Here is a 17,416-nt window from a genome sequence, read left to right on the forward strand (position 1 = left end):
GGGCCTGACGACGGGCGCGGCCCGCCCTAGGCCGCTGGCTGGAACTTGGACGACTGCTGGCGGGAGAGGTATTCGTAGTTCTCCCAGCGCAAATCCACCAGTTCCTGGGCGACCTTCATCAGATGCTCGGCCTCGTCCGGGTTGGTTTTGGTGAGGATCTTGTAGCGCATTTCGTTGTAGGCGTAGTCCTTGAGCTTCACCGTTGGCCGGGGAGAATCGAGGATGAAGGGGCGCTCGCCCACCTTGCGCAGTTCCGGGTTGTAGCGGATCAGCGGCCAGTAGCCGCTGGCTACGGCGAGCTTTTGCTGTTCCAGACCCTTGCTTAGGTCGAAGCCGTGGGCGATGCAGTGGCTGTAGGCCAGAATCAGCGACGGGCCAGGATATTCCTCCGCCTCGCGCATGGCCTGCAGGGTCTGCTGCGGGTTGGCGCCCATGGCGACGCGGGCGACATAGACGTTGCCGTAGGAGATGGCCTGCATCACCATGTCCTTGTTGCCGACGCGCTTGCCGGCGGCGGCGAACTTGGCCGAGGCACCCAGCGGCGTGGCCTTGGACATCTGCCCGCCGGTGTTGGAATAGACCTCGGTGTCCAGCACCAGGACGTTGACGTTGCGGCCAGAGGCGAGCACGTGGTCCAGCCCGCCGGAGCCGATGTCGTAGGCCCAGCCGTCACCGCCCACCAGCCAGACGCTGCGGCGCACCAGATAGTCGGCGATGGCGAGCAGTTCCTGGGCGCGCACCTGATCGCCGTTGTGAATCTCTGCCAGGCGCTGGCGCAGCTCATCCACCCGCAGGCGCTGGGCGCGGATGTCCGAACCCAGCAGCTGCTTGGAGTCGAGAATCGCCTTGACGAACTCGGGGGCGAAGTGACGCTCCAGTTCCTTGAGGTATTCCCGCGCCATCAGGGTGTGATGGTCGGCGGCGATGCGCATGCCCAGGCCAAATTCGGCGTTGTCCTCGAACAGGCTGTTGGACCAGGCCGGGCCGTGGCCCTCTTCGTTCACCGTCCAGGGGGTGGTGGGCAGGTTGCCGCCGTAGATCGACGAGCAGCCGGTGGCGTTGGCCACCAGCAGGCGCGGGCCGAACAGCTGGCTGAGGAGCTTAACGTAAGGCGTCTCGCCGCAGCCGGCGCAGGCGCCGGAGAACTCGAACAGCGGGGTGAGGAACTGGGCACCGCGCACCGAGGAGAAATCCACCCGAGCGCGAGGGATGTGCTTGAGGGATTCGAAGAAGCGCACGTTCTCCTGCCCCTGCTCCAGAATCGGCGCCTTGGCCACCATGTTGATCGCCTTGGTGCTGGCATCCTGGGGGTCATGGGCCGGGCAGGCCTCGACGCAGAGGGTGCAGCCGGTGCAGTCTTCCAGGTAGATCTGCAGGGTGTAGCGGGTCTCGGGGAAGCCGCGGGCGCTCATCGGCGCCGAGGGGAATTCCGCCGGGGCATGGGCCAGCTCGCTTTCGTTGTAGAAGCGGGCGCGGATGACGCTGTGCGGGCAGACAAAGCTGCAGTTGCCGCACTGGATGCACAGCTCCGGCCGCCACTCGGGCACGCTGTCGGAGATGTTGCGCTTCTCCCAGCGGGTGGTGCCGCTGGGGTAGGTGCCGTCGTTGGGCAGCTTGCTCACCGGCAGCTCGTCGCCGCGGCCGGCCATCATCATCGCCGTCACCTCCTGGACGAAGCCCGGCGCCTGGCTGGGGACGACGATGTTGAACTCGCGCAGGCTGTTGGTCCGTTCCGGCAGGGGCACCTGATGCAGGTGATCCAGCGCCGCATCCACTGCGGCGAAGTTCTTCTGCACCACCTCGGCGCCCTTGCGGTAATAGGTCTTTTCGATGGCGTGCTTGATCGCGGCTATGGCCTCATCCCGCGGCAGCACCCCGGAGAGGGCGAAGAAGCAGGTCTGCATGATGGTGTTGATGCGCCGGCCCATGCCAGCGCCCTGAGCGACGGTATCGGCGTCGATCACATAGAAGCGAATCTTGCGCTCGATCAGGCTCTGCTGCAGCGGTCGCGGCAGCTGGTCCCACACCTGATCCGGGCCAAAGGGACTGTTGAGCAGGAACACCGCGCCGTCCATGGCCTCCTTGAGCAGGTTGCGCTGGTAGATGAAGTTGAATTGATGGCAGGCGATGAAGCCGGCCTGCTGGATCAGGTAGGGCGCCTGGATCGGCTTGGGGCCAAAGCGCAGGTGGGACACGGTCTGGGAACCGGATTTCTTCGAGTCATAGACAAAATAGCCCTGAGCGAACAGGGGCGTGTTCTCGCCGATGATCTTGATGCTGTTCTTGTTGGCGCCAACGGTGCCATCGGCTCCGAGGCCGTAGAACAGGGCGCGGGTGACCTGGGGGGATTCGATGTTGAAATCGGCATCGAACGCCAAGCTGCTGTGGCTGACATCATCATTTATACCGATGGTAAAGCCGTTCTTCGGCTGGGCCTTGACCAGCTCATCGAACACCGCCTTGACCATGCCGGGGGTGAATTCCTTGGATGACAGACCATAGCGGCCGCCGATGACCTTGGGCAGCTGCGCCAACTGGCCGCTGTTGTAGGCGGCAAACAGGCTGGTGGAGACATCCTGATACAGGGGCTCGCCGCTGGCGCCGGGCTCCTTGGTGCGATCCAGTACCGCAATCGCCTTGACCGTAGCCGGCAGCGCGGCGAGGAGATGCTCGGTGGAGAAGGGGCGGAACAGGTGGACATTGATCGCGCCAAGCTTGGCGCCCTGGGCGTTGAGCGCCTCCAGGGTGGTGGCGACGGTTTCAAAGCCCGAGCCCATGATGATCAGCACCCGCTCGGCATCGGCCACACCGGCGTATTCAAACAGATGATACTGGCGCCCGGTAAGGCCGGCGAACTCGTCCATGCTGTGCTGCACTATGCCCGGGGTGGCGGCATAGAAGGGGTTGACGCTCTCGCGGCCCTGGAAATACACATCCGGGTTCTGCGCCGTGCCGCGGATGAAGGGTTTGTTGGGGTTGAGCGCGCGCTCGCGGTGGGCCAGCACCAGATCTTCCTTGATCAGGGTGCGAATCTGGTCATCGCGGATCAGCTCCAGCTTGTTCACCTCATGGCTGGTGCGGAAGCCATCGAAGAAGTGAATGAACGGAATCCGCGCCTCCAGGGTGGCGGCATGGGCGATCAGGGCCAGGTCGTGGGCCTCCTGCACCGAGCTGGAGGCGAGTTGGGCGAAGCCGGTGCCGCGCGCCGCCATCACGTCCTGATGGTCGCCGAAGATGGATAGCCCCTGCGCCGCCAGGGCGCGGGCGGCCACATGGAACACCGCCGGGGTCAGCTCGCCGGCGATCTTGTACATGTTCGGCAGCATCAGCATCAGCCCCTGGGAGGCGGTGAAGGTGGTGCTCAGGGCGCCGGTCTGCAGGGCGCCGTGGAGGGTGCCGGCGGCGCCGGCCTCGCTCTGCATTTCCATCACATCGGGGATCTGGCCCCAGATGTTGCGGATGCCCTTGGAGGCCCAGAGGTCGGCCAGCTCGGCCATGGTCGAGGAGGGCGTGATCGGGTAGATGGAACAGACCTGGCTGACGCGATAGGCCACATGGGCCACGGCCTCGTTGCCGTCGATGGTGGCGACCTGGGGTGTCTTAGGCATGGGTCTGTTCTCCGCTCAGGGAAGCCGCGCTGGCGTCGGGCTCGGGGATCATTTCAATCGCGTGGCAGGGGCATTGCTCGAAGCAGACGGCGCAGCCGGTGCAGCGTTCGAAGTCAAAGCGGTAGCGCTTGCCGCGGCCAAGCTTGATGATGGCGTCCTCCGGACAGGAGCCGTAGCAGCCATCGCACTCAAAGCAGTTGCCGCAGGAGAAACAGCGCCGCGCCTCAAACAGGGCCTGTTCGGCGCTGATACCCTGGACGATTTCCTCAAAGCTGTGGGAGCGTTCTTCGCCCTCCAGATGCTGCTGTTCCACCTGGGGCGCGTCGGTGCGGTACCAGAGGTGGATCATGTTGTGATCCACCAGCGGGTGGCGCTTGGGGTAGCTGAAGGGCTCGCCGCGCAGCCAGCCGTCGATATAGCGCGCGGCACGCTTGCCGTGGCCGGTGGCAATGGTCACCGAGCGATCGCCGGGCACCGTATCGCCGCCGGCGAAGATGCCCTCATGGCCGGTCATCATGTCCTGGCCGACAATCACCGTACCGTCACGCTTGAAGGCGATGCCGTCGATGCCGCGCAAGAAGTCGGTATCGCTCTCCTGGCCGACGGCGAGGATTACTGCATCCGAATCCAGGGTCTCGAAGCGACCGGTGGGCTTGGGCTGGCCCTGCTCGTCCAGCTCCATCACCTCGATGGTCATCTGCCCCTCGCCCACCTCGGTGATGGTGTGCAGCCACTTGAACTCTATGCCTTCCTCCAGCGCTTCCTGCACCTCGAAATCGTGCGCCGGCATGGACTTGCGATCACGCCGATACACCACCACCGCCTCGCTAGCGCCCAGGCGCTTGGCAGTACGCGCCGCATCCATCGCGGTGTTGCCGCCGCCATAAACGGTGACCTTGCGCCCCAGCAGCAGGGGCTGGTCGCTGTTGGCCTTGTCCAGATAGGACACGGCATCGACGATGCGGCTGGCATCGCGGTTGGGGATGTCGATCTTCTTGCTGATATGGGCGCCGACGGCGACAAAGGCAGCGGCGAAATCACCCTCGGCCATCTCCGCGGTCAGGTCCTCGACCCGGTGATTGAGGCTGATCTTCACCCCCATGGCGATGATGCGGTCGATCTCCGCCTGCAGCTCGGCCCGTGGCATGCGGTAGCTGGGAATGCCAACGCTGATCATGCCGCCGGCCACCGAGCGGGCATCGCGGATCTCGACCTGGTGACCCAGGCGGGTGAGGTGGTAGGCCGCCGCCAAGCCGCTGGGGCCGGCGCCGACGATGAGCACGCGCCGACCGCCGGTCTTGGGCTCGAAGCGCGGGGTCCAGCCCTGCTGCAGGGCCATGTCGCCGAGAAAGCGCTCTACCGCGTGGATGGATACGCTGGTGTCGGTGAAGTTGCGGTTACAGGCCGACTCGCAGGGGTGGTAGCAGACCCGGCCATGCACCGCCGGCAGGGGGTTTTCCTCGATCAGCTTCTGCCAGGCCGCCTCGAACTTGCCGGCCTGGGCCAGGTCCAGCCAGGCCTGGATGTTCTCCCCGGCGGGGCAGGCATCGTTGCACGGCGGCAGGGAATCCTGGTAGATCGGGCGGCGGCTGCGCAGAGCGCCCGTGCCCAGATGGGTCTGGGTCAGCTCGGGCTGATGGGTCATATCCCCTTGGGTCATGCAGATTCTCCTTCAGACGGTCAAGGCAAGAAAGCGGGCATTCTACTCCGCCGGGGATGAAACAGCAGTGACAAAAAGAAAATTTTTGCTTAAAAATCATAGGTGCAGTGCACAAAAATGCGCGGGCAAGCGGGTGATGGCCTTTGCTGCATGGCAGCAATTCTTGACCCCAACGCACATGGAGCGGACAGCACCACCCCAGAACATGAAACATCTCCTGATCAGTGGGACGCAGAGGACGCAAAGAACGCAGAGAAGAATGAGGAAGAAGTAGCCCGGATGCAGCGAAGCGGAATCCGGGGCGGCGCTGCAAAGCATACGAGTGCCTGCTCAGCACAAACAAAACGGCTGTCCTTGTTTAATCGGAGTGAGGTCGCGGGGTATTGACGCTGGTGCAGCCAGTCCATCAGTCATTGCCTCGCTGTATTTATCGACAGCATAAAATCTGCTGTTACAATATACAGCATGAAGGCCGAACAGCTCATCAAAGAAATCTACCCGATTGGCGAGAACGCCTTCGCTCGGATTCTCTTGTGGGGCCTCGACACCCCTCTGGCCGGCAGCAAGCACCTGTTCAAGTACAGCTTTGCTTATGTGGAGGATGGCGTATGCGTTGTGCGCTTCGACAACGAAGCCGGCAAAGGCGACCACCACCACTTCGGCGACAAAGAAACGGCCTACGAATTCACCAGCGTGGAACAACTGCTGGTGGACTTCTGGACCCAAGTTGACCACTGGGAGAAAAGCCAATGAATACCCTCATCATCAGCATCGGCACTCGTGAGGATGTGAACGCACGGGTGAAAGCCGCCGCACAGGGGATGCCTCAAGGAAGCAGGCTGACCTTCCCTGATTTGAGACTCCTGCATAAAACACTGACACCGAACCGCTGGACCATCATCGAGCATTTGCAGCGCCAGGGCGCGATGGGACTGCGCGCACTCGCACGCGAGCTGGGCGTTGATTCGGGCAACCTGGCGCGGGATATCCGGCAGCTTAAAGACCTCGGCCTGGTCGAGGATTCCGCAGATGGGCTGGTGGTGCCCTACGATGCCATCCGGCTTGAAGTGGTGCTGAGCCGGGCGGCATGAGGCCCGAGCTCAGTTCATACTCAGCGACAATAAGGCATCCCCCTGGTGACGGATCAGGATTCGCTCCGCTCCCGGTTCAACGCCAGCAGGCGGCGCAGCACCTCTTCATCGGGGATGTCCACCGCCCAGCCATAGGTCGCCGCAACCGCCTCGTCTAATTGGATATTTTCTTATTCCCATGTGCTGCAAGCACAAACAAAACGACTGTCTTTTTACGGCAAAAAATAATCCAACCGCTCACCCAAGGTGCTTGATGGATAGAAAACGGGCTTCCACCTCCTGACGATCGGCGTATTCCGGCAGGCCGCTGCGGGCTCCGTGGCGGATCATTTCGGCGTGGCGTAACAGGGCAGCGCGCTCTTCCGACCGATGCACCCCGTCAACGACTACAGCCAGGGTTTCCAGCAGGCGCAGGGTCACTGCGGTGCTGCAACGAGCCTGTTGGCGGATTGGGTTGCAGGCGGCATCGGCTACATCGGCAAAGCTGAATACCGGCATGATCGGCCGCAGTTGCCCCTGGCCATCATAGCTGTAGGGGGGAGTCATCTCTCTACCCGCCAGGCGGCAGAGTGCCGAGCCCAGGTGATCCACAGCGGACATCGCGGTGAAGGGATCATTCACCTAACCATTACTGAAGCCGCAACACCAGAAACCACAGGAGCCTTCTTTGATTTCTCAACAGGGATATTGCATGTGCCAGAGGTGGCTGTGGACCTGGGTCTTGGACCAATGTCGTCAACTTAACGAGAAAACGCTGGCTGAGCGGAGTCGAAGCCAGCCGCCGCTCGCTTCGACTCCGCTCAGCGAACGGTCTAAGCAGCCACTGATTGTCTTAAGTTGACGCCATTGGGTCTTGGACCCATCCTTTACAACCTGCAGTTCTCACTCGTACCCTCATTAACATCATTGCAGTTTGCATTAGACCTAGGCAACTTTGCAGTGACGCCAGATACGGCGGAGATTGCCAACTCTGCATTCTCGGGAACTACGGGTGTATTATCTATTCCGCAAGTAGAAGTCGGAGAGCAATCATTCGCTGTCGATCTGGTGCTAATAGGCTCTGCAAGTGGAATCGTCTTTGAACTGGCTGCGGCCACTGTGCTGTAAATAAAGCCAGCTTTTCAACGATCATGGGGCAAGCGGAGCAACCCCAAAAAAAGAAAGCCTGCTTGCCCCTGATCATTCCTCCTAACCCTAGGGAGGGCCAGAACAAAAGGAGAGCATAAAACAGTCGTTTTGTTCTCTTTGCTGCGCAGGGCGCACGTGCCCAGATGGGTCTGGGTCAGCTCGGGCTGATGGGTCATATCCCCTTGGGTCATGCAGATTCTCCTTCAGACGGTCAAGGCAAGAAAGCGGGCATTCTACTCCGCCGGGGATGAAACAGCAGTGACAAAAGCAAAATTTTTGCTTAAAAATCATAGGTGCAGTGCACAAAAATGCGCGGGCAAGCGGGTGATGGCCTTTGCTGCATGGCAGCAATTCTTGGCCCAAAGGGCCGCAAAGCAAAGCCACGCATCCTGGGAGTGCCGAGTTGTACTCGGCACGGGCAGTGTCGCCTGGGCAGGGGGCCGAGTACAACTCGGCGATCCCAGCGGCCTCTCCTTTTGCTCAGCTCCCGCCGCTGTCGCTGCTTGCTGCCCTTTAGTCTCCGGCGTAGAATCAAAACCCATTGATCCATAAGTAAAACTGAGCAATCCAAGCGCATGTCCGCGTATAAGTCAGCACAATTGGGATTGGAGTTTCCCTATGATTGGGCAAACAGTCGCATGGCCGATGAGGCCCTCATTCGGGCTGTGCTACAGCGTGGGCGCTTCAACGACATGCTGAAAATCTGTGTTCACTATGGTGTTGCCCGCACCCGTCAAGTGGCCGACTCCCTGAGCGATGTGGATAGCCAGGTGCGTGAACGCATCATGAGAAGCCTGTATCGCATCGAGTTGGCGGAAAGCCAAATCCAGGCTCAAGCCCATGATTGATCCCTCTGTTCTTGCGGAGAAAACCGCTGCGCTACTGGAAGATTTGGGCCGTATCAGCGAGATCGGTCAGTTCATTCTGGTGGGTGGCACCGCGCTTTCGCTCCAACTCGGGCACAGAATCAGCTTGGATCTGGATTTCATGGTCCCGGAGCCTGTTCTTCCTCGCGGGGCCATCCAGCCCATTGTCAGTGCTCTGGCGTGGGTGGTGATGCTTGCTTTATTCGGCTGACAACGATTTCAAACGGTTTGCCGGATTGGTGCATGTCAATCCGCTGGCAAACCAATAGTCAGAATGAGTTAATGTCTCAAGTCCCCTGGCTGACTCTTAAACCAGTGGGGCATAACAACCCGAAACCCCCGTTGTTCACATGGCTGCGGGGGTTTTACTGTCTATAACGCCGCCGCGCCAGCGCCGACTTCTGATGGCTGGCTGACTTGGCTACAAGGGGGGGTGATAGCGGACAGGCCAGTGCGCCGGGACAAGCTGGCAAGCGTTTGGAGGTGCAAGCCCTCTGCCCGGTGTAGCGAACCGCCGGGACTCGACCGCCGGGTGTGGCGGTTGAATCTGTGCCGGACCCTGCGTTTTTTGCCTGAAATCCGTCGCTATCGGTTTTTTGGCGATAGTTTGCGTAAGAAAATAATTTAATAAAAACAATAATATAAAATAATCTTTTAATAATTGAAATTAATTTAGGCGTTTTTTTGACATTTTCAGGCAAGAGTGCTTAACTACCTTTTAATATCCTGTTAATTAAGGCTTTCCTCTCAGGTACTCTGCCATGTCCGATCTCAATGCCGCAGGTCAAAAATCCCTGCTTGTCTGTGACAGCAAGGAAACCGTCAATTATCTGAACACCATCTTCAGCTTTGTCAGCCACGAACTGGAGATCATGGAAGGCGGTCAGGAGGTGGTGGACAGGCTATCGAAACAGGGTGGGGCCGATGGCTGTTTCGCCCTGTTCATCGATACCGGGCTGAGCGAGGAGCGCCTGCTGGCCCTGTATGAATCGATCTCCGACATGGACCCACGGCCACCGGTGTTTGAACTGGTGCGCGGCATCACCCCGGCCTCAACCCGTCCGGCGGGCGGCGTGGTGCTGGATGCCCTCTCCCTCCCGGCCCAGTTCGAGAATCTCAACAGCCTGTTTCACAAGGCGCAAATCTATAACGAGAGCCAACGGCCAGACACCGCCTTCCAGCGGCCGGTGGAGCTGTTCCGCAGCCTCTCGGGCAACGGCCGCGCCACGCGCAAGATCAATAAGATGATCGAGCAGGTGGCGGGTACCGATGCCACCGTGCTGGTGCTGGGCGAATCCGGCACCGGCAAGGAGGTGGTGGCGCGCAAGCTGCATTACCATTCCCAGCGCCGCTGCAAGCCCTTTGTGCCGGTCAACTGCGGTGCCATCCCGGCGGACCTGCTGGAGAGCGAGCTGTTCGGTCATGAGAAGGGGGCCTTCACCGGTGCCATCAGCGCCCGCAAGGGGCGCTTTGAGATGGCCGAGGGCGGCACCCTGTTTCTCGATGAGATCGGCGACATGAGCATGCCCATGCAGGTCAAGCTGCTGCGCGTGCTGCAGGAGCGCACCTTTGAGCGGGTGGGCAGCAACAAGACCATCCACTGCGATGTGCGCATCATTGCCGCCACCCACCGCAATCTCGAAGAGGCCATCATGGATGGTCGTTTTCGTGAAGATTTGTTCTATCGGCTCAATGTCTTTCCCATCGATATGCCGCCCCTGCGTGAACGGGTTGAGGATATCCCCCTACTGGTCAATGACCTGGTTACCCGCATCGAGCGGGAGAAGCGCGGCTCGGTGCGCATGACCCCGGCGGCGATCACCGCCCTGACCCAATACCACTGGCCGGGCAATGTGCGTGAGCTGGCCAATCTGATCGAGCGGTTGGCGATCCTCTACCCCTATGGCCTGGTGGATGTGCGCGACCTGCCGGAAAAATACCGCAAGGGTATCCCGCTGGACGAGGCCCCCGAGCCCGAGCCGGGTCATCATTCAGAAGGGGAGGTCAAGCCGATCACCCTCAAGCAGGCCAAGGTGGAGAACGGCGCGGTGGGAGAGTCGCCGCCGGTGCGTCTGCCGCCGGATGGGTTTGATCTCAAGACCCATCTCAATAGCCTGGAGGTGAGCCTGATCAAGCAGGCCCTGGACGAGGCCGATGGCGTGGTGGCCCATGCCGCCAAGCGCCTGAGGATGCGTCGCACCACCCTGGTGGAGAAGCTGCGCAAGTACGGGCTGCAGCGCAGTCAGGACATGATGGAATATTGACGTATCTGCCCTGGCTTGATGATTAGTGTTTTTAACCCATTGTAAATAAACAATAAATTACATTGGCACGCTGATTGCTAAATCAGGTCTGACGACTTGATTCTGGAGATCAGCATGGAATCCACAAACCTGTTTTACGTTGAAGACAACCTGCCTCAGGGGCTCCCTGGGCAGGTTCTGGGCGGGGTGCGTCCCCGGCTAAATGGGGCCGGCGCGCTGGTTGAAAGCCATCCGGTGGTGGCGGAAGACCCGGCCACGCAACGCCTGCTCAACCTGGCCGATCGGGTCGCCCGCAGTGACGTGACGGTAATGCTGGGCGGCAAGAGCGGTACCGGCAAGGAGGTATTTGCCCGCTTCATCCATGCCCGTTCACGGCGACTGGCGGGGCCCTTTGTGGCGCTCAATTGCGCGGCCATCCCGGACAATATGCTCGAAGCCATGTTGTTCGGCTATGAAAAGGGGGCCTTTACCGGGGCCTACAACGCCGCGCCGGGCAAGTTTGAACAGGCCCAGGGCGGCACCCTGCTGCTGGATGAGATCTCGGAGATGAGCCTGGAGTTGCAGGCCAAGCTGTTGCGCGTGCTGCAAGAACGTGAGGTGGAACGCCTCGGCGGCCGCCGCCTGATCCAGTTGGACGTGCGGGTGCTGGCCACCAGTAACCGCATCCTGCGCGAAGAGGTATCGGCCGGACGCTTCCGCGAGGACCTGTTCTACCGGCTCAATGTCTTCCCCATTACCCTGCCGCAATTGAAGGATCGTCCCGGCGACATACTGCCGTTGGCAGGCCATTTGCTTAAGCGTTATGGCGGGGCGGGGCACCCGCAGATGGATGGGGCCGCCCGTCGCGCCCTGCTCAACCACAGCTGGCCGGGCAATGTGCGCGAGTTGGAGAACCTGATGCAGCGCGCCCTGATCCTGGCCGACGATGGCCATATCGGTGAGGAGCACCTGATGTTCGAGATGGAGCAGGGATTCGAGGAGATGGCCCAGCAGACTGCGGCCGAGGGGCACCTGAACGAGGGTATGCGTGACGTGGAGGCGCAGATCATCCTGGAGGTGCTCAAAGAGCAGCAGGGCAGCCGTAAACGCACGGCGCAACACCTGGGGATCAGCCCGCGCACCCTGCGCTACAAGCTGGCGCGGATGCGTGACGCAGGGATCGACCTGCCGCGTTGAGGCCCGCTGAGGTTCGGACCTGATTCAGATCATGTAGAGGCAAGCAGACATGAGCATAGGCAGCATAGATCAAATGACCGCGCAGATGCGGCTCATGGCGGCCCAGGCCGGTGGCGTGCAGGGGCTGGCCAGTGAACCTGTGGCCCCAGGCAACCAGACCAGCGCCTTTGGCGAGATGCTGAAGAACTCCATCGACAAGGTAAACGAGTTGCAGGGCACGGGCAACGCCATGGCCAAGGCCTTTGAACTGGGCTCGGAGGAATACAGCCTGGCCGAGGTGATGATCGCCAAGCAAAAGGCCAGCGTTGCCATGCAGGCCACGGTGCAGGTGCGCAACAAGTTCATGGAGGCGTACAAGGAAGTGATGCGGATGTCCCTTTGATCCCTGAACCCGGCCACTCGGCCCCTCCCCGAGGGATAGGGGATGATTGGCCAGAGGGGTTGGATTTGATTATTGATTTTTGACGGATACTGACCATGGCCGAACTAGCCACTACCACCACTAATCCCCCGCTGGCCGGTGAGGCCACTGCCATTCCCAATCTATCGCTGATGCAAAACCCGCTGCTGCGCCAGCTGGGGTTGATGGTCGGCATTGCGCTTAGCGTCGCCCTGGGCGTGGCCGTGGTGCTCTGGTCGCAGGCCCCCAATTACTCTGTTCTGGTCACCAACATGGCCCAGGCCGATGCCAGCGAGATCGTCGATCTGCTGCGTCAGTCGCAGATCGAGTTCAAGCTGGATCAGACCACCGGCGCGGTCATGGTACCCAGCGCCAAGCTCAGCGAGGCCAAGCTCAAGCTGGCCGGTGCCGGCCTGCCGCGCAGCGAGGAGCTGGGCTTTGAGCTGCTGCAACAGGAGCGCGGTTTCGGCTCCAGCCGTCTGGTGGAGGCGGCGCGCTACCAGAAGGCCATAGAGGGCGAGCTGGCGCGCACCATCAGTACCATCAACAGCGTACAGAGCGCACGGGTGCATCTGGCCATGCCCAAGCGCTCGGTATTCGTGCAGCCGCGCAAGGTCACCAGCGCCTCGGTGGCGGTCAAGCTGCACCCTGGGCGTATTCTGGATCGCGGCCAGGTGGAATCCATCATCCATTTGGTGGCCTCCAGCGTGCCCGAACTGGAGGCCAGTCACGTCACCCTGGTGGACCACCAGGGCCGCCTGCTCAGTGGCCGCAACGATGACCGCGCCCTGATGATGAGCGCCCGTCAGTTTGAATACGCCCGTCAGCTGGAGGATCACTACAAGAGCCGGGTGGAGGATATACTGGCCCCCATGATCGGCATGGACAAGGTCCGCGCCGAGATCACCGCCGATCTGGATTTTACCCGGGTAGAGCAGACCGAAGAGCGTTACAATCCCGATGCCCAGGCGGTGCGCAGCGAACAACTCAGCGAGCGGGCCAGCAACGCCAATGCCCCCGAAGGCGTACCCGGTGCCCTGACCAATCAGCCCCCGGCGGCAGGCGTGGCCCCGGAACAGGCCAATGGCGGCGAGGCAGGTGGCGCTGGCGGCACCCAGTCGAGCAGCAAGAACACCACGCGCAACTATGAGGTGGACAAGACCATCAGCCACACGCAAAACGCCGTTGGCCGTCTGCGTCGGCTGTCGGTGGCGGTGGTGGTGGATGACCGCGTCATCACCGGCCCGGATGGTGCACCGATGGCGCAGGAGCGCAGCGCCGAGGAGATCCAGCGCATCACCCAGCTGGTGCGCGAGGCGGTAGGCTTCGATGCCCAGCGTGGCGACAGCGTGCGGGTGATCAACACCCCCTTCCAGTTGCCCACAGAGCTGGATGCCGTGCCCGAGCTGCCCCTGTGGGAGCAGCCCTGGTTCCTCGATCTGGTCAAGCAATTGGGGGGTATCCTGCTGGTACTGGTGCTGATCTTCGCCGTGATTCGCCCGGCCATTCACCGTCTCACCCATGTGCCGGTAGAGCCGGAGAAGGAAGAAGAGGAAGAGACCGAAGAGGAGAAACAGGCCAAGCTGCATGATTCGGGTAGGGCGCTGCTGGGTGCCGATGGTCAGCCGCTGCGCCTGCTCACCGGCCGGGAATCCTATGAAGAGGTACTGGACGCTGCCCGGGGCATGGTCCAGGAAGACCCCAAGCGGGTCGCCCAACTGATGAAGGCATGGGTAGCTGAAGGCGCTGATTGATGGCCGATCCACAGAAAACCGATATTGCTCAACTCAAGGGCATAGAGCGGGCAGCCATCTTCCTGCTCGCCCTGGGGGAGAAGGACGCCGCCGAGATCCTCAAACACATGGGGCCCAAGGAGGTGCAGGACATAGGCGTGGCCATGGCCAACATGACCAAGGTGACCACGCCGCAGATGCACGATGTGATGCACTCCTTCGTCGATATGATCCAAGGCCAGACCAACCTGGGCCTGGACTCCGACGACTACATCCGTAATGTACTCACCAGTGCCCTGGGCGCGGACAAGGCCTCGGGCATCATCGACCGCATCCTGCTGGGCAAGAACTCCAAGGGCCTGGAGCAGCTGAAGTGGATGGACGGCCGCGCCATCGCCGAGCTGATCCGCTTCGAGCACCCGCAGATCATCGCCATAGTGCTGTCCTTTCTGGAGAACGACCAGGCTGCCGAGGTGCTCTCCACCTTCAGCGAGCGTCAACGTTCCGACATCATCATGCGCGTGGCCACCCTGGACGGCATCCAGCCGGCCGCCCTGCAGGAGTTGGATGAGATCCTGGAGAAGCAATTCTCCGGCAACACCAATGTGCAGTCCTCCAGCCTGGGCGGGGTGAAGACCGCCGCTAATATCCTTAACTTTGTCGATGGTGCCATCGAGGCCAAGATCATGGAAGACATCTCGGACAACGATCAGGACCTCGCCCAGGAGCTGCAAGACAACATGTTCGTGTTCGAGAACCTGATCGAGATCGACGACCGCGGTATCCAGACCCTGCTGCGCGAGGTATCCACCGACCAACTGCTGCTGGCCCTGCGCGCCGCCGACGAAATGCTCAAGGAAAAGATCTTCAACAATATGTCCAAACGCGCCGCCGAGATGCTGCGCGACGATCTGGAGGCGGCCGCCCCGGTCAAGCTTAGCGAGGTGGAGGCAGCGCAGAAGGAGATCCTCTCCATCGCCAAGCGCATGGCCGATGCCGGTGAGATCTCTCTGGGCGGGGCAGGTGGTGACGAGTTTGTCTGATCCGGGCAAGGGTTCTAGCAAGGGCTTTCAGGCCTGGCTGCCGCCCGATGTGGGAGACAGCAAGCGCCCCAGGCCCCTGGCGGTGAACCTGAAGCAGGAAAAGCTGAAGATGCCCACCGCCGAGGATATCGAGGCAATCCGCCAATCGGCCCAGGAGGAGGGCTATGCCGAGGGCTTCGCCAAGGGCCAGGCCGAGGGCCAGACCGAGGGCCACGAGGAGGGCTACCAAAAGGGCCAGCGCGAAGGCCTGGAGGAGGCGCGTCAGGATATGCAGCGGCGCCTGACCCGGCTGGACGAACTGGCCGCCGACCTGGAGGCCCCGCTGGATCAGCTCGACGAGGAGGTGGAGGAATCCCTCATCAGCCTGGCCCTGGCCGTGGCCCGCCAGTTGATCCGCCGCGAGATCCGTACCGACCCGGCGCAGATCGTCGGCGTGGTGCGCGAGGCCCTGGGGGCACTGCCGGCAAATTCCCGCAAGGTCCGCATCCACCTGCATCCGGAAGACGCCAAGCTGGTGGAAGAGGCCTATCAACAGATGGGCAGCGAGCACGAATGGCGCATTGAGCAGGACCCCAGCCTGTCCCCCGGCGGCTGTCTGGTGACGAGCCAGACCTCGCGCATCGACGCCAGTCTGGAGCGGCGCTTCGCCAGCGTCATCGCCCCCCTGCTGAATGAAGAGCGCCATGCCGAGCAGATGCAGGCCTTCGCCGCCGAGCCGGAGTGGCTGGAGGAGGACAGGCAGGCAAGCCAGGCCCATGCCGAGACTGAGACTGAGACTGAGGCTGAGGCTGAGGCTGAGGCTGAGGCTGAATTTGAGCCGGAATCTGAGGCCGAGTCTGGATCTGAGTCCGAGTCCAAGGCCGAATTTGAACCGGAAGCCGGATCTGAGACAGGGTCTGAGGCAGGGTTTGAGACGGCATCCGAACCCCAGCCGGACCCGGATGCGCCTGAGATCAGGGACTCCGGTAAGGCAGAGGTCGAGGCCGAAGGAGCAGAGCGCGACGAACCGGACAAGAGCCATGGCCAGTGAACTGCTGCGCCAGCACCAGAAACGCTGGGCCGGGGCGCTACGCGAGCGCCTGGGGCATCTGGAGCAGGATCCGGGCCTGGTGGTGGAGGGCAGCCTCAGCCGCATGGTCGGCCTGACCCTGGAGGCCACCGGCGTACGCGCCGCCATCGGTGCCCAGTGCGACGTGGTCAATGCCTCCGGCCAGCGCATGGGGGCCGAGGTGGTCGGCTTCGGCGGCGAGACCCTGTTTCTCATGCCCACCGGCGACTTGCAGGGCCTGGAGCAGGATGCCCGGGTCATCCCCACCGGCAAGGTGGGCGAGGCCCATGTGGGCGACGAGCTGCTCGGTCGGGTGATCGACGGTGCCGGCGAGCCGCTGGATGGCAAAGGCCCGCTGCGGGTGCGCCACAAGCGACCACTGACCGGCAAGGTGATCAATCCCCTGGAGCGCCAGCCGATCCACAAGCAGATGGACGTGGGCATACGCGCCATCAACGCCCTGCTCACCGTCGGTCAGGGCCAGCGCCTGGGCCTGTTCGCCGGTTCCGGCGTGGGCAAGTCCGTGCTGCTGGGCATGATGACCCGCTACACCACCGCCGACATCGTGGTGGTCGGCCTGATCGGCGAGCGCGGCCGCGAGGTCAAGGACTTCATCGAAAACATCCTCGGCCCCGAGGGCCTCAGTCGCGCCGTTGTGGTGGCGGTGCCCGCCGACCATCCGCCACTGCGCCGGATGCATGGCGCCATGCTCTGTACCAGCATCGCCGAACACTTCCGCGATCAGGGTCAGGACGTGCTGCTGCTGATGGACTCCCTGACCCGCTTCTGTCAGGCCCAGCGCGAGATCGGCCTGGCCATCCACGAACCGCCGGCCACCAAGGGCTACCCGCCATCGGTATTCGCCAAGCTGCCGCAGCTGGTGGAGCGGGCCGGCAACGGCCCCCCCGGCGGCGGCTCCATCACCGCCTTCTACACCGTGCTTACCGAGGGCGATGACCAGCAGGACCCCATCGCCGATGCCGCCCGCGCCATCCTCGATGGCCACATCGTGCTGTCCCGGCGTCTGGCCGAGGCCGGGCATTATCCGGCCATAGATATCGAGGCCTCCATCAGCCGCGCCATGAACGACATCGTCTCGATCGATCACCGCAATGCGGCGAATAACTTCAAGCGCATCTACTCCCTGTATCAACGCAACCGCGACCTGATCAGCGTGGGTGCCTACGAGGCGGGGGCCGACCCGGATATCGACCTGGCCATCCGCGCCATGCCCGAGTTGGAGCGATTCCTGCAACAAAGTCTGGAAGAGGCGGTTCAGCTGGAAGACAGCATCCTCGGCCTGATGGATCTTACCGGCTGAGGTCTGAGGGGTTGGGATTCCTGCCTGCGTGCTCCGTGGCTAAATACGCTTTTTAGGGTTATATTTGGAGGTAGAGGA

The 17,416-nt window shown here is 62.0% G+C and carries 15 protein-coding genes; 11 read left to right on the plus strand and 4 right to left on the minus strand.

All coding sequences use genetic code 11. From position 1 onward, the window contains the following. Positions 1 to 26: 26 nt before the first annotated feature. Positions 27 to 3,608: a pyruvate:ferredoxin (flavodoxin) oxidoreductase gene (nifJ, locus tag D5125_12075; protein QFY90160.1), complete on the minus strand. Its 3,582-nt coding sequence runs from the start codon at positions 3,606 to 3,608 to the stop codon at positions 27 to 29. Beyond that, positions 3,601 to 5,268 (minus strand): NAD(P)-binding protein, encoded by a 1,668-nt coding sequence (locus tag D5125_12080; protein QFY90161.1) that lies wholly within the window; start codon positions 5,266 to 5,268, stop codon positions 3,601 to 3,603. Before D5125_12080 ends, nifJ begins: the two co-directional genes overlap by 8 nt. A 465-nt stretch (positions 5,269 to 5,733) precedes the next feature. On the opposite strand from D5125_12080, the gene D5125_12090 reads away from it, so the two are divergent. Together D5125_12090 and D5125_12095 are read left to right on the plus strand one after the other, a co-directional pair. After that, the gene (locus tag D5125_12090) at positions 5,734 to 6,021 is read left to right on the plus strand and encodes a hypothetical protein (GenBank protein ID QFY90163.1); all 288 of its coding nucleotides are present in this window, start codon (positions 5,734 to 5,736) and stop codon (positions 6,019 to 6,021) included. Beyond that, positions 6,018 to 6,359 (plus strand): MarR family transcriptional regulator, encoded by a 342-nt coding sequence (locus tag D5125_12095; protein QFY90164.1) that lies wholly within the window; start codon positions 6,018 to 6,020, stop codon positions 6,357 to 6,359. Before D5125_12090 ends, D5125_12095 begins: the two co-directional genes overlap by 4 nt. A 237-nt stretch (positions 6,360 to 6,596) precedes the next feature. On the opposite strand, the gene D5125_12100 is transcribed toward D5125_12095, so the two are convergent. Next, positions 6,597 to 6,959, minus strand: coding sequence for a DUF2254 domain-containing protein (locus tag D5125_12100; protein ID QFY90165.1), 363 nt, complete (start codon positions 6,957 to 6,959; stop codon positions 6,597 to 6,599). A gap of 1,166 nt (positions 6,960 to 8,125) precedes the next feature. Between D5125_12100 and D5125_12110 the strand changes: the two genes are divergently transcribed. Together D5125_12110 and D5125_12115 are read left to right on the plus strand one after the other, a co-directional pair. Further along, a complete protein-coding gene (locus tag D5125_12110) occupies positions 8,126 to 8,335 on the plus strand; it encodes a hypothetical protein (protein ID QFY90167.1) in 210 nt (69 codons plus the stop codon). After that, entirely contained in the window at positions 8,328 to 8,564 is a 237-nt protein-coding gene (locus D5125_12115) for a nucleotidyl transferase AbiEii/AbiGii toxin family protein (protein ID QFY90168.1), read from the plus strand. Before D5125_12110 ends, D5125_12115 begins: the two co-directional genes overlap by 8 nt. Positions 8,565 to 8,718: 154 nt before the next feature. On the opposite strand, the gene D5125_17120 is transcribed toward D5125_12115, so the two are convergent. Continuing rightward, positions 8,719 to 9,054, minus strand: a complete 336-nt coding sequence (locus D5125_17120; GenBank protein ID QPB72252.1) for a hypothetical protein — start codon at positions 9,052 to 9,054, stop codon at positions 8,719 to 8,721. Positions 9,055 to 9,114: 60 nt separating this feature from the next. On the opposite strand from D5125_17120, the gene D5125_12120 reads away from it, so the two are divergent. The 7 genes from D5125_12120 to fliI all read left to right on the plus strand — a co-directional run bounded on the left by D5125_12120 (position 9,115) and on the right by fliI (position 17,338). Next, on the plus strand, positions 9,115 to 10,617 hold the full coding sequence (locus D5125_12120) for a sigma-54-dependent Fis family transcriptional regulator (protein ID QFY90169.1): 1,503 nt from the start codon (positions 9,115 to 9,117) through the stop codon (positions 10,615 to 10,617). Positions 10,618 to 10,731: 114 nt separating this feature from the next. Further along, positions 10,732 to 11,793: a sigma-54-dependent Fis family transcriptional regulator gene (locus D5125_12125; GenBank protein ID QFY91149.1), complete on the plus strand. Its 1,062-nt coding sequence runs from the start codon at positions 10,732 to 10,734 to the stop codon at positions 11,791 to 11,793. Positions 11,794 to 11,842: 49 nt separating this feature from the next. Next, a complete protein-coding gene (gene fliE / locus D5125_12130; protein QFY90170.1) occupies positions 11,843 to 12,175 on the plus strand; it encodes a flagellar hook-basal body complex protein FliE in 333 nt (110 codons plus the stop codon). Positions 12,176 to 12,270: 95 nt separating this feature from the next. Continuing rightward, positions 12,271 to 13,947 carry a flagellar M-ring protein FliF gene (fliF, locus tag D5125_12135; protein QFY90171.1) on the plus strand — a complete coding sequence of 559 codons (1,677 nt, stop codon included), beginning with the start codon at positions 12,271 to 12,273 and terminating at the stop codon, positions 13,945 to 13,947. Next, positions 13,947 to 14,969, plus strand: a complete 1,023-nt coding sequence (gene fliG, locus D5125_12140; protein QFY90172.1) for a flagellar motor switch protein FliG — start codon at positions 13,947 to 13,949, stop codon at positions 14,967 to 14,969. The genes fliF and fliG overlap by 1 nt, the downstream gene beginning before the upstream one ends. Beyond that, a complete protein-coding gene (locus D5125_12145) occupies positions 14,962 to 15,999 on the plus strand; it encodes a flagellar assembly protein FliH (protein QFY90173.2) in 1,038 nt (345 codons plus the stop codon). Before fliG ends, D5125_12145 begins: the two co-directional genes overlap by 8 nt. Then, a complete protein-coding gene (gene fliI, locus D5125_12150; protein QFY90174.1) occupies positions 15,989 to 17,338 on the plus strand; it encodes a flagellar protein export ATPase FliI in 1,350 nt (449 codons plus the stop codon). Before D5125_12145 ends, fliI begins: the two co-directional genes overlap by 11 nt. Positions 17,339 to 17,416 lie beyond the last annotated feature (78 nt).

Source organism: gamma proteobacterium SS-5, assembly GCA_009497875.2.
GTDB classification, from domain to species: domain Bacteria; phylum Pseudomonadota; class Gammaproteobacteria; order Chromatiales; family Chromatiaceae; genus Magnetovirga; species Magnetovirga frankeli.

Excerpts from the sequence above, each read along its gene's own strand:
- fliI (QFY90174.1), top strand. The coding sequence starts at position 15,989 with ATGGCCAGTGAACTGCTGCGCCAGCACCAGAAACGCTGGGCCGGGGCG.
- D5125_12110 (QFY90167.1), top strand. The coding sequence starts at position 8,126 with ATGGCCGATGAGGCCCTCATTCGGGCTGTGCTACAGCGTGGGCGCTTC.
- D5125_12125 (QFY91149.1), top strand. The coding sequence starts at position 10,732 with ATGGAATCCACAAACCTGTTTTACGTTGAAGACAACCTGCCTCAGGGG.
- fliG (QFY90172.1), top strand. The coding sequence starts at position 13,947 with ATGGCCGATCCACAGAAAACCGATATTGCTCAACTCAAGGGCATAGAG.
- fliF (QFY90171.1), top strand. The coding sequence starts at position 12,271 with ATGGCCGAACTAGCCACTACCACCACTAATCCCCCGCTGGCCGGTGAG.
- D5125_12080 (QFY90161.1), bottom strand. The coding sequence starts at position 5,268 with ATGACCCAAGGGGATATGACCCATCAGCCCGAGCTGACCCAGACCCAT.
- D5125_12115 (QFY90168.1), top strand. The coding sequence starts at position 8,328 with ATGATTGATCCCTCTGTTCTTGCGGAGAAAACCGCTGCGCTACTGGAA.
- D5125_12090 (QFY90163.1), top strand. The coding sequence starts at position 5,734 with ATGAAGGCCGAACAGCTCATCAAAGAAATCTACCCGATTGGCGAGAAC.
- D5125_12120 (QFY90169.1), top strand. The coding sequence starts at position 9,115 with ATGTCCGATCTCAATGCCGCAGGTCAAAAATCCCTGCTTGTCTGTGAC.
- fliE (QFY90170.1), top strand. The coding sequence starts at position 11,843 with ATGAGCATAGGCAGCATAGATCAAATGACCGCGCAGATGCGGCTCATG.
- nifJ (QFY90160.1), bottom strand. The coding sequence starts at position 3,608 with ATGCCTAAGACACCCCAGGTCGCCACCATCGACGGCAACGAGGCCGTG.
- D5125_12100 (QFY90165.1), bottom strand. The coding sequence starts at position 6,959 with ATGTCCGCTGTGGATCACCTGGGCTCGGCACTCTGCCGCCTGGCGGGT.
- D5125_12095 (QFY90164.1), top strand. The coding sequence starts at position 6,018 with ATGAATACCCTCATCATCAGCATCGGCACTCGTGAGGATGTGAACGCA.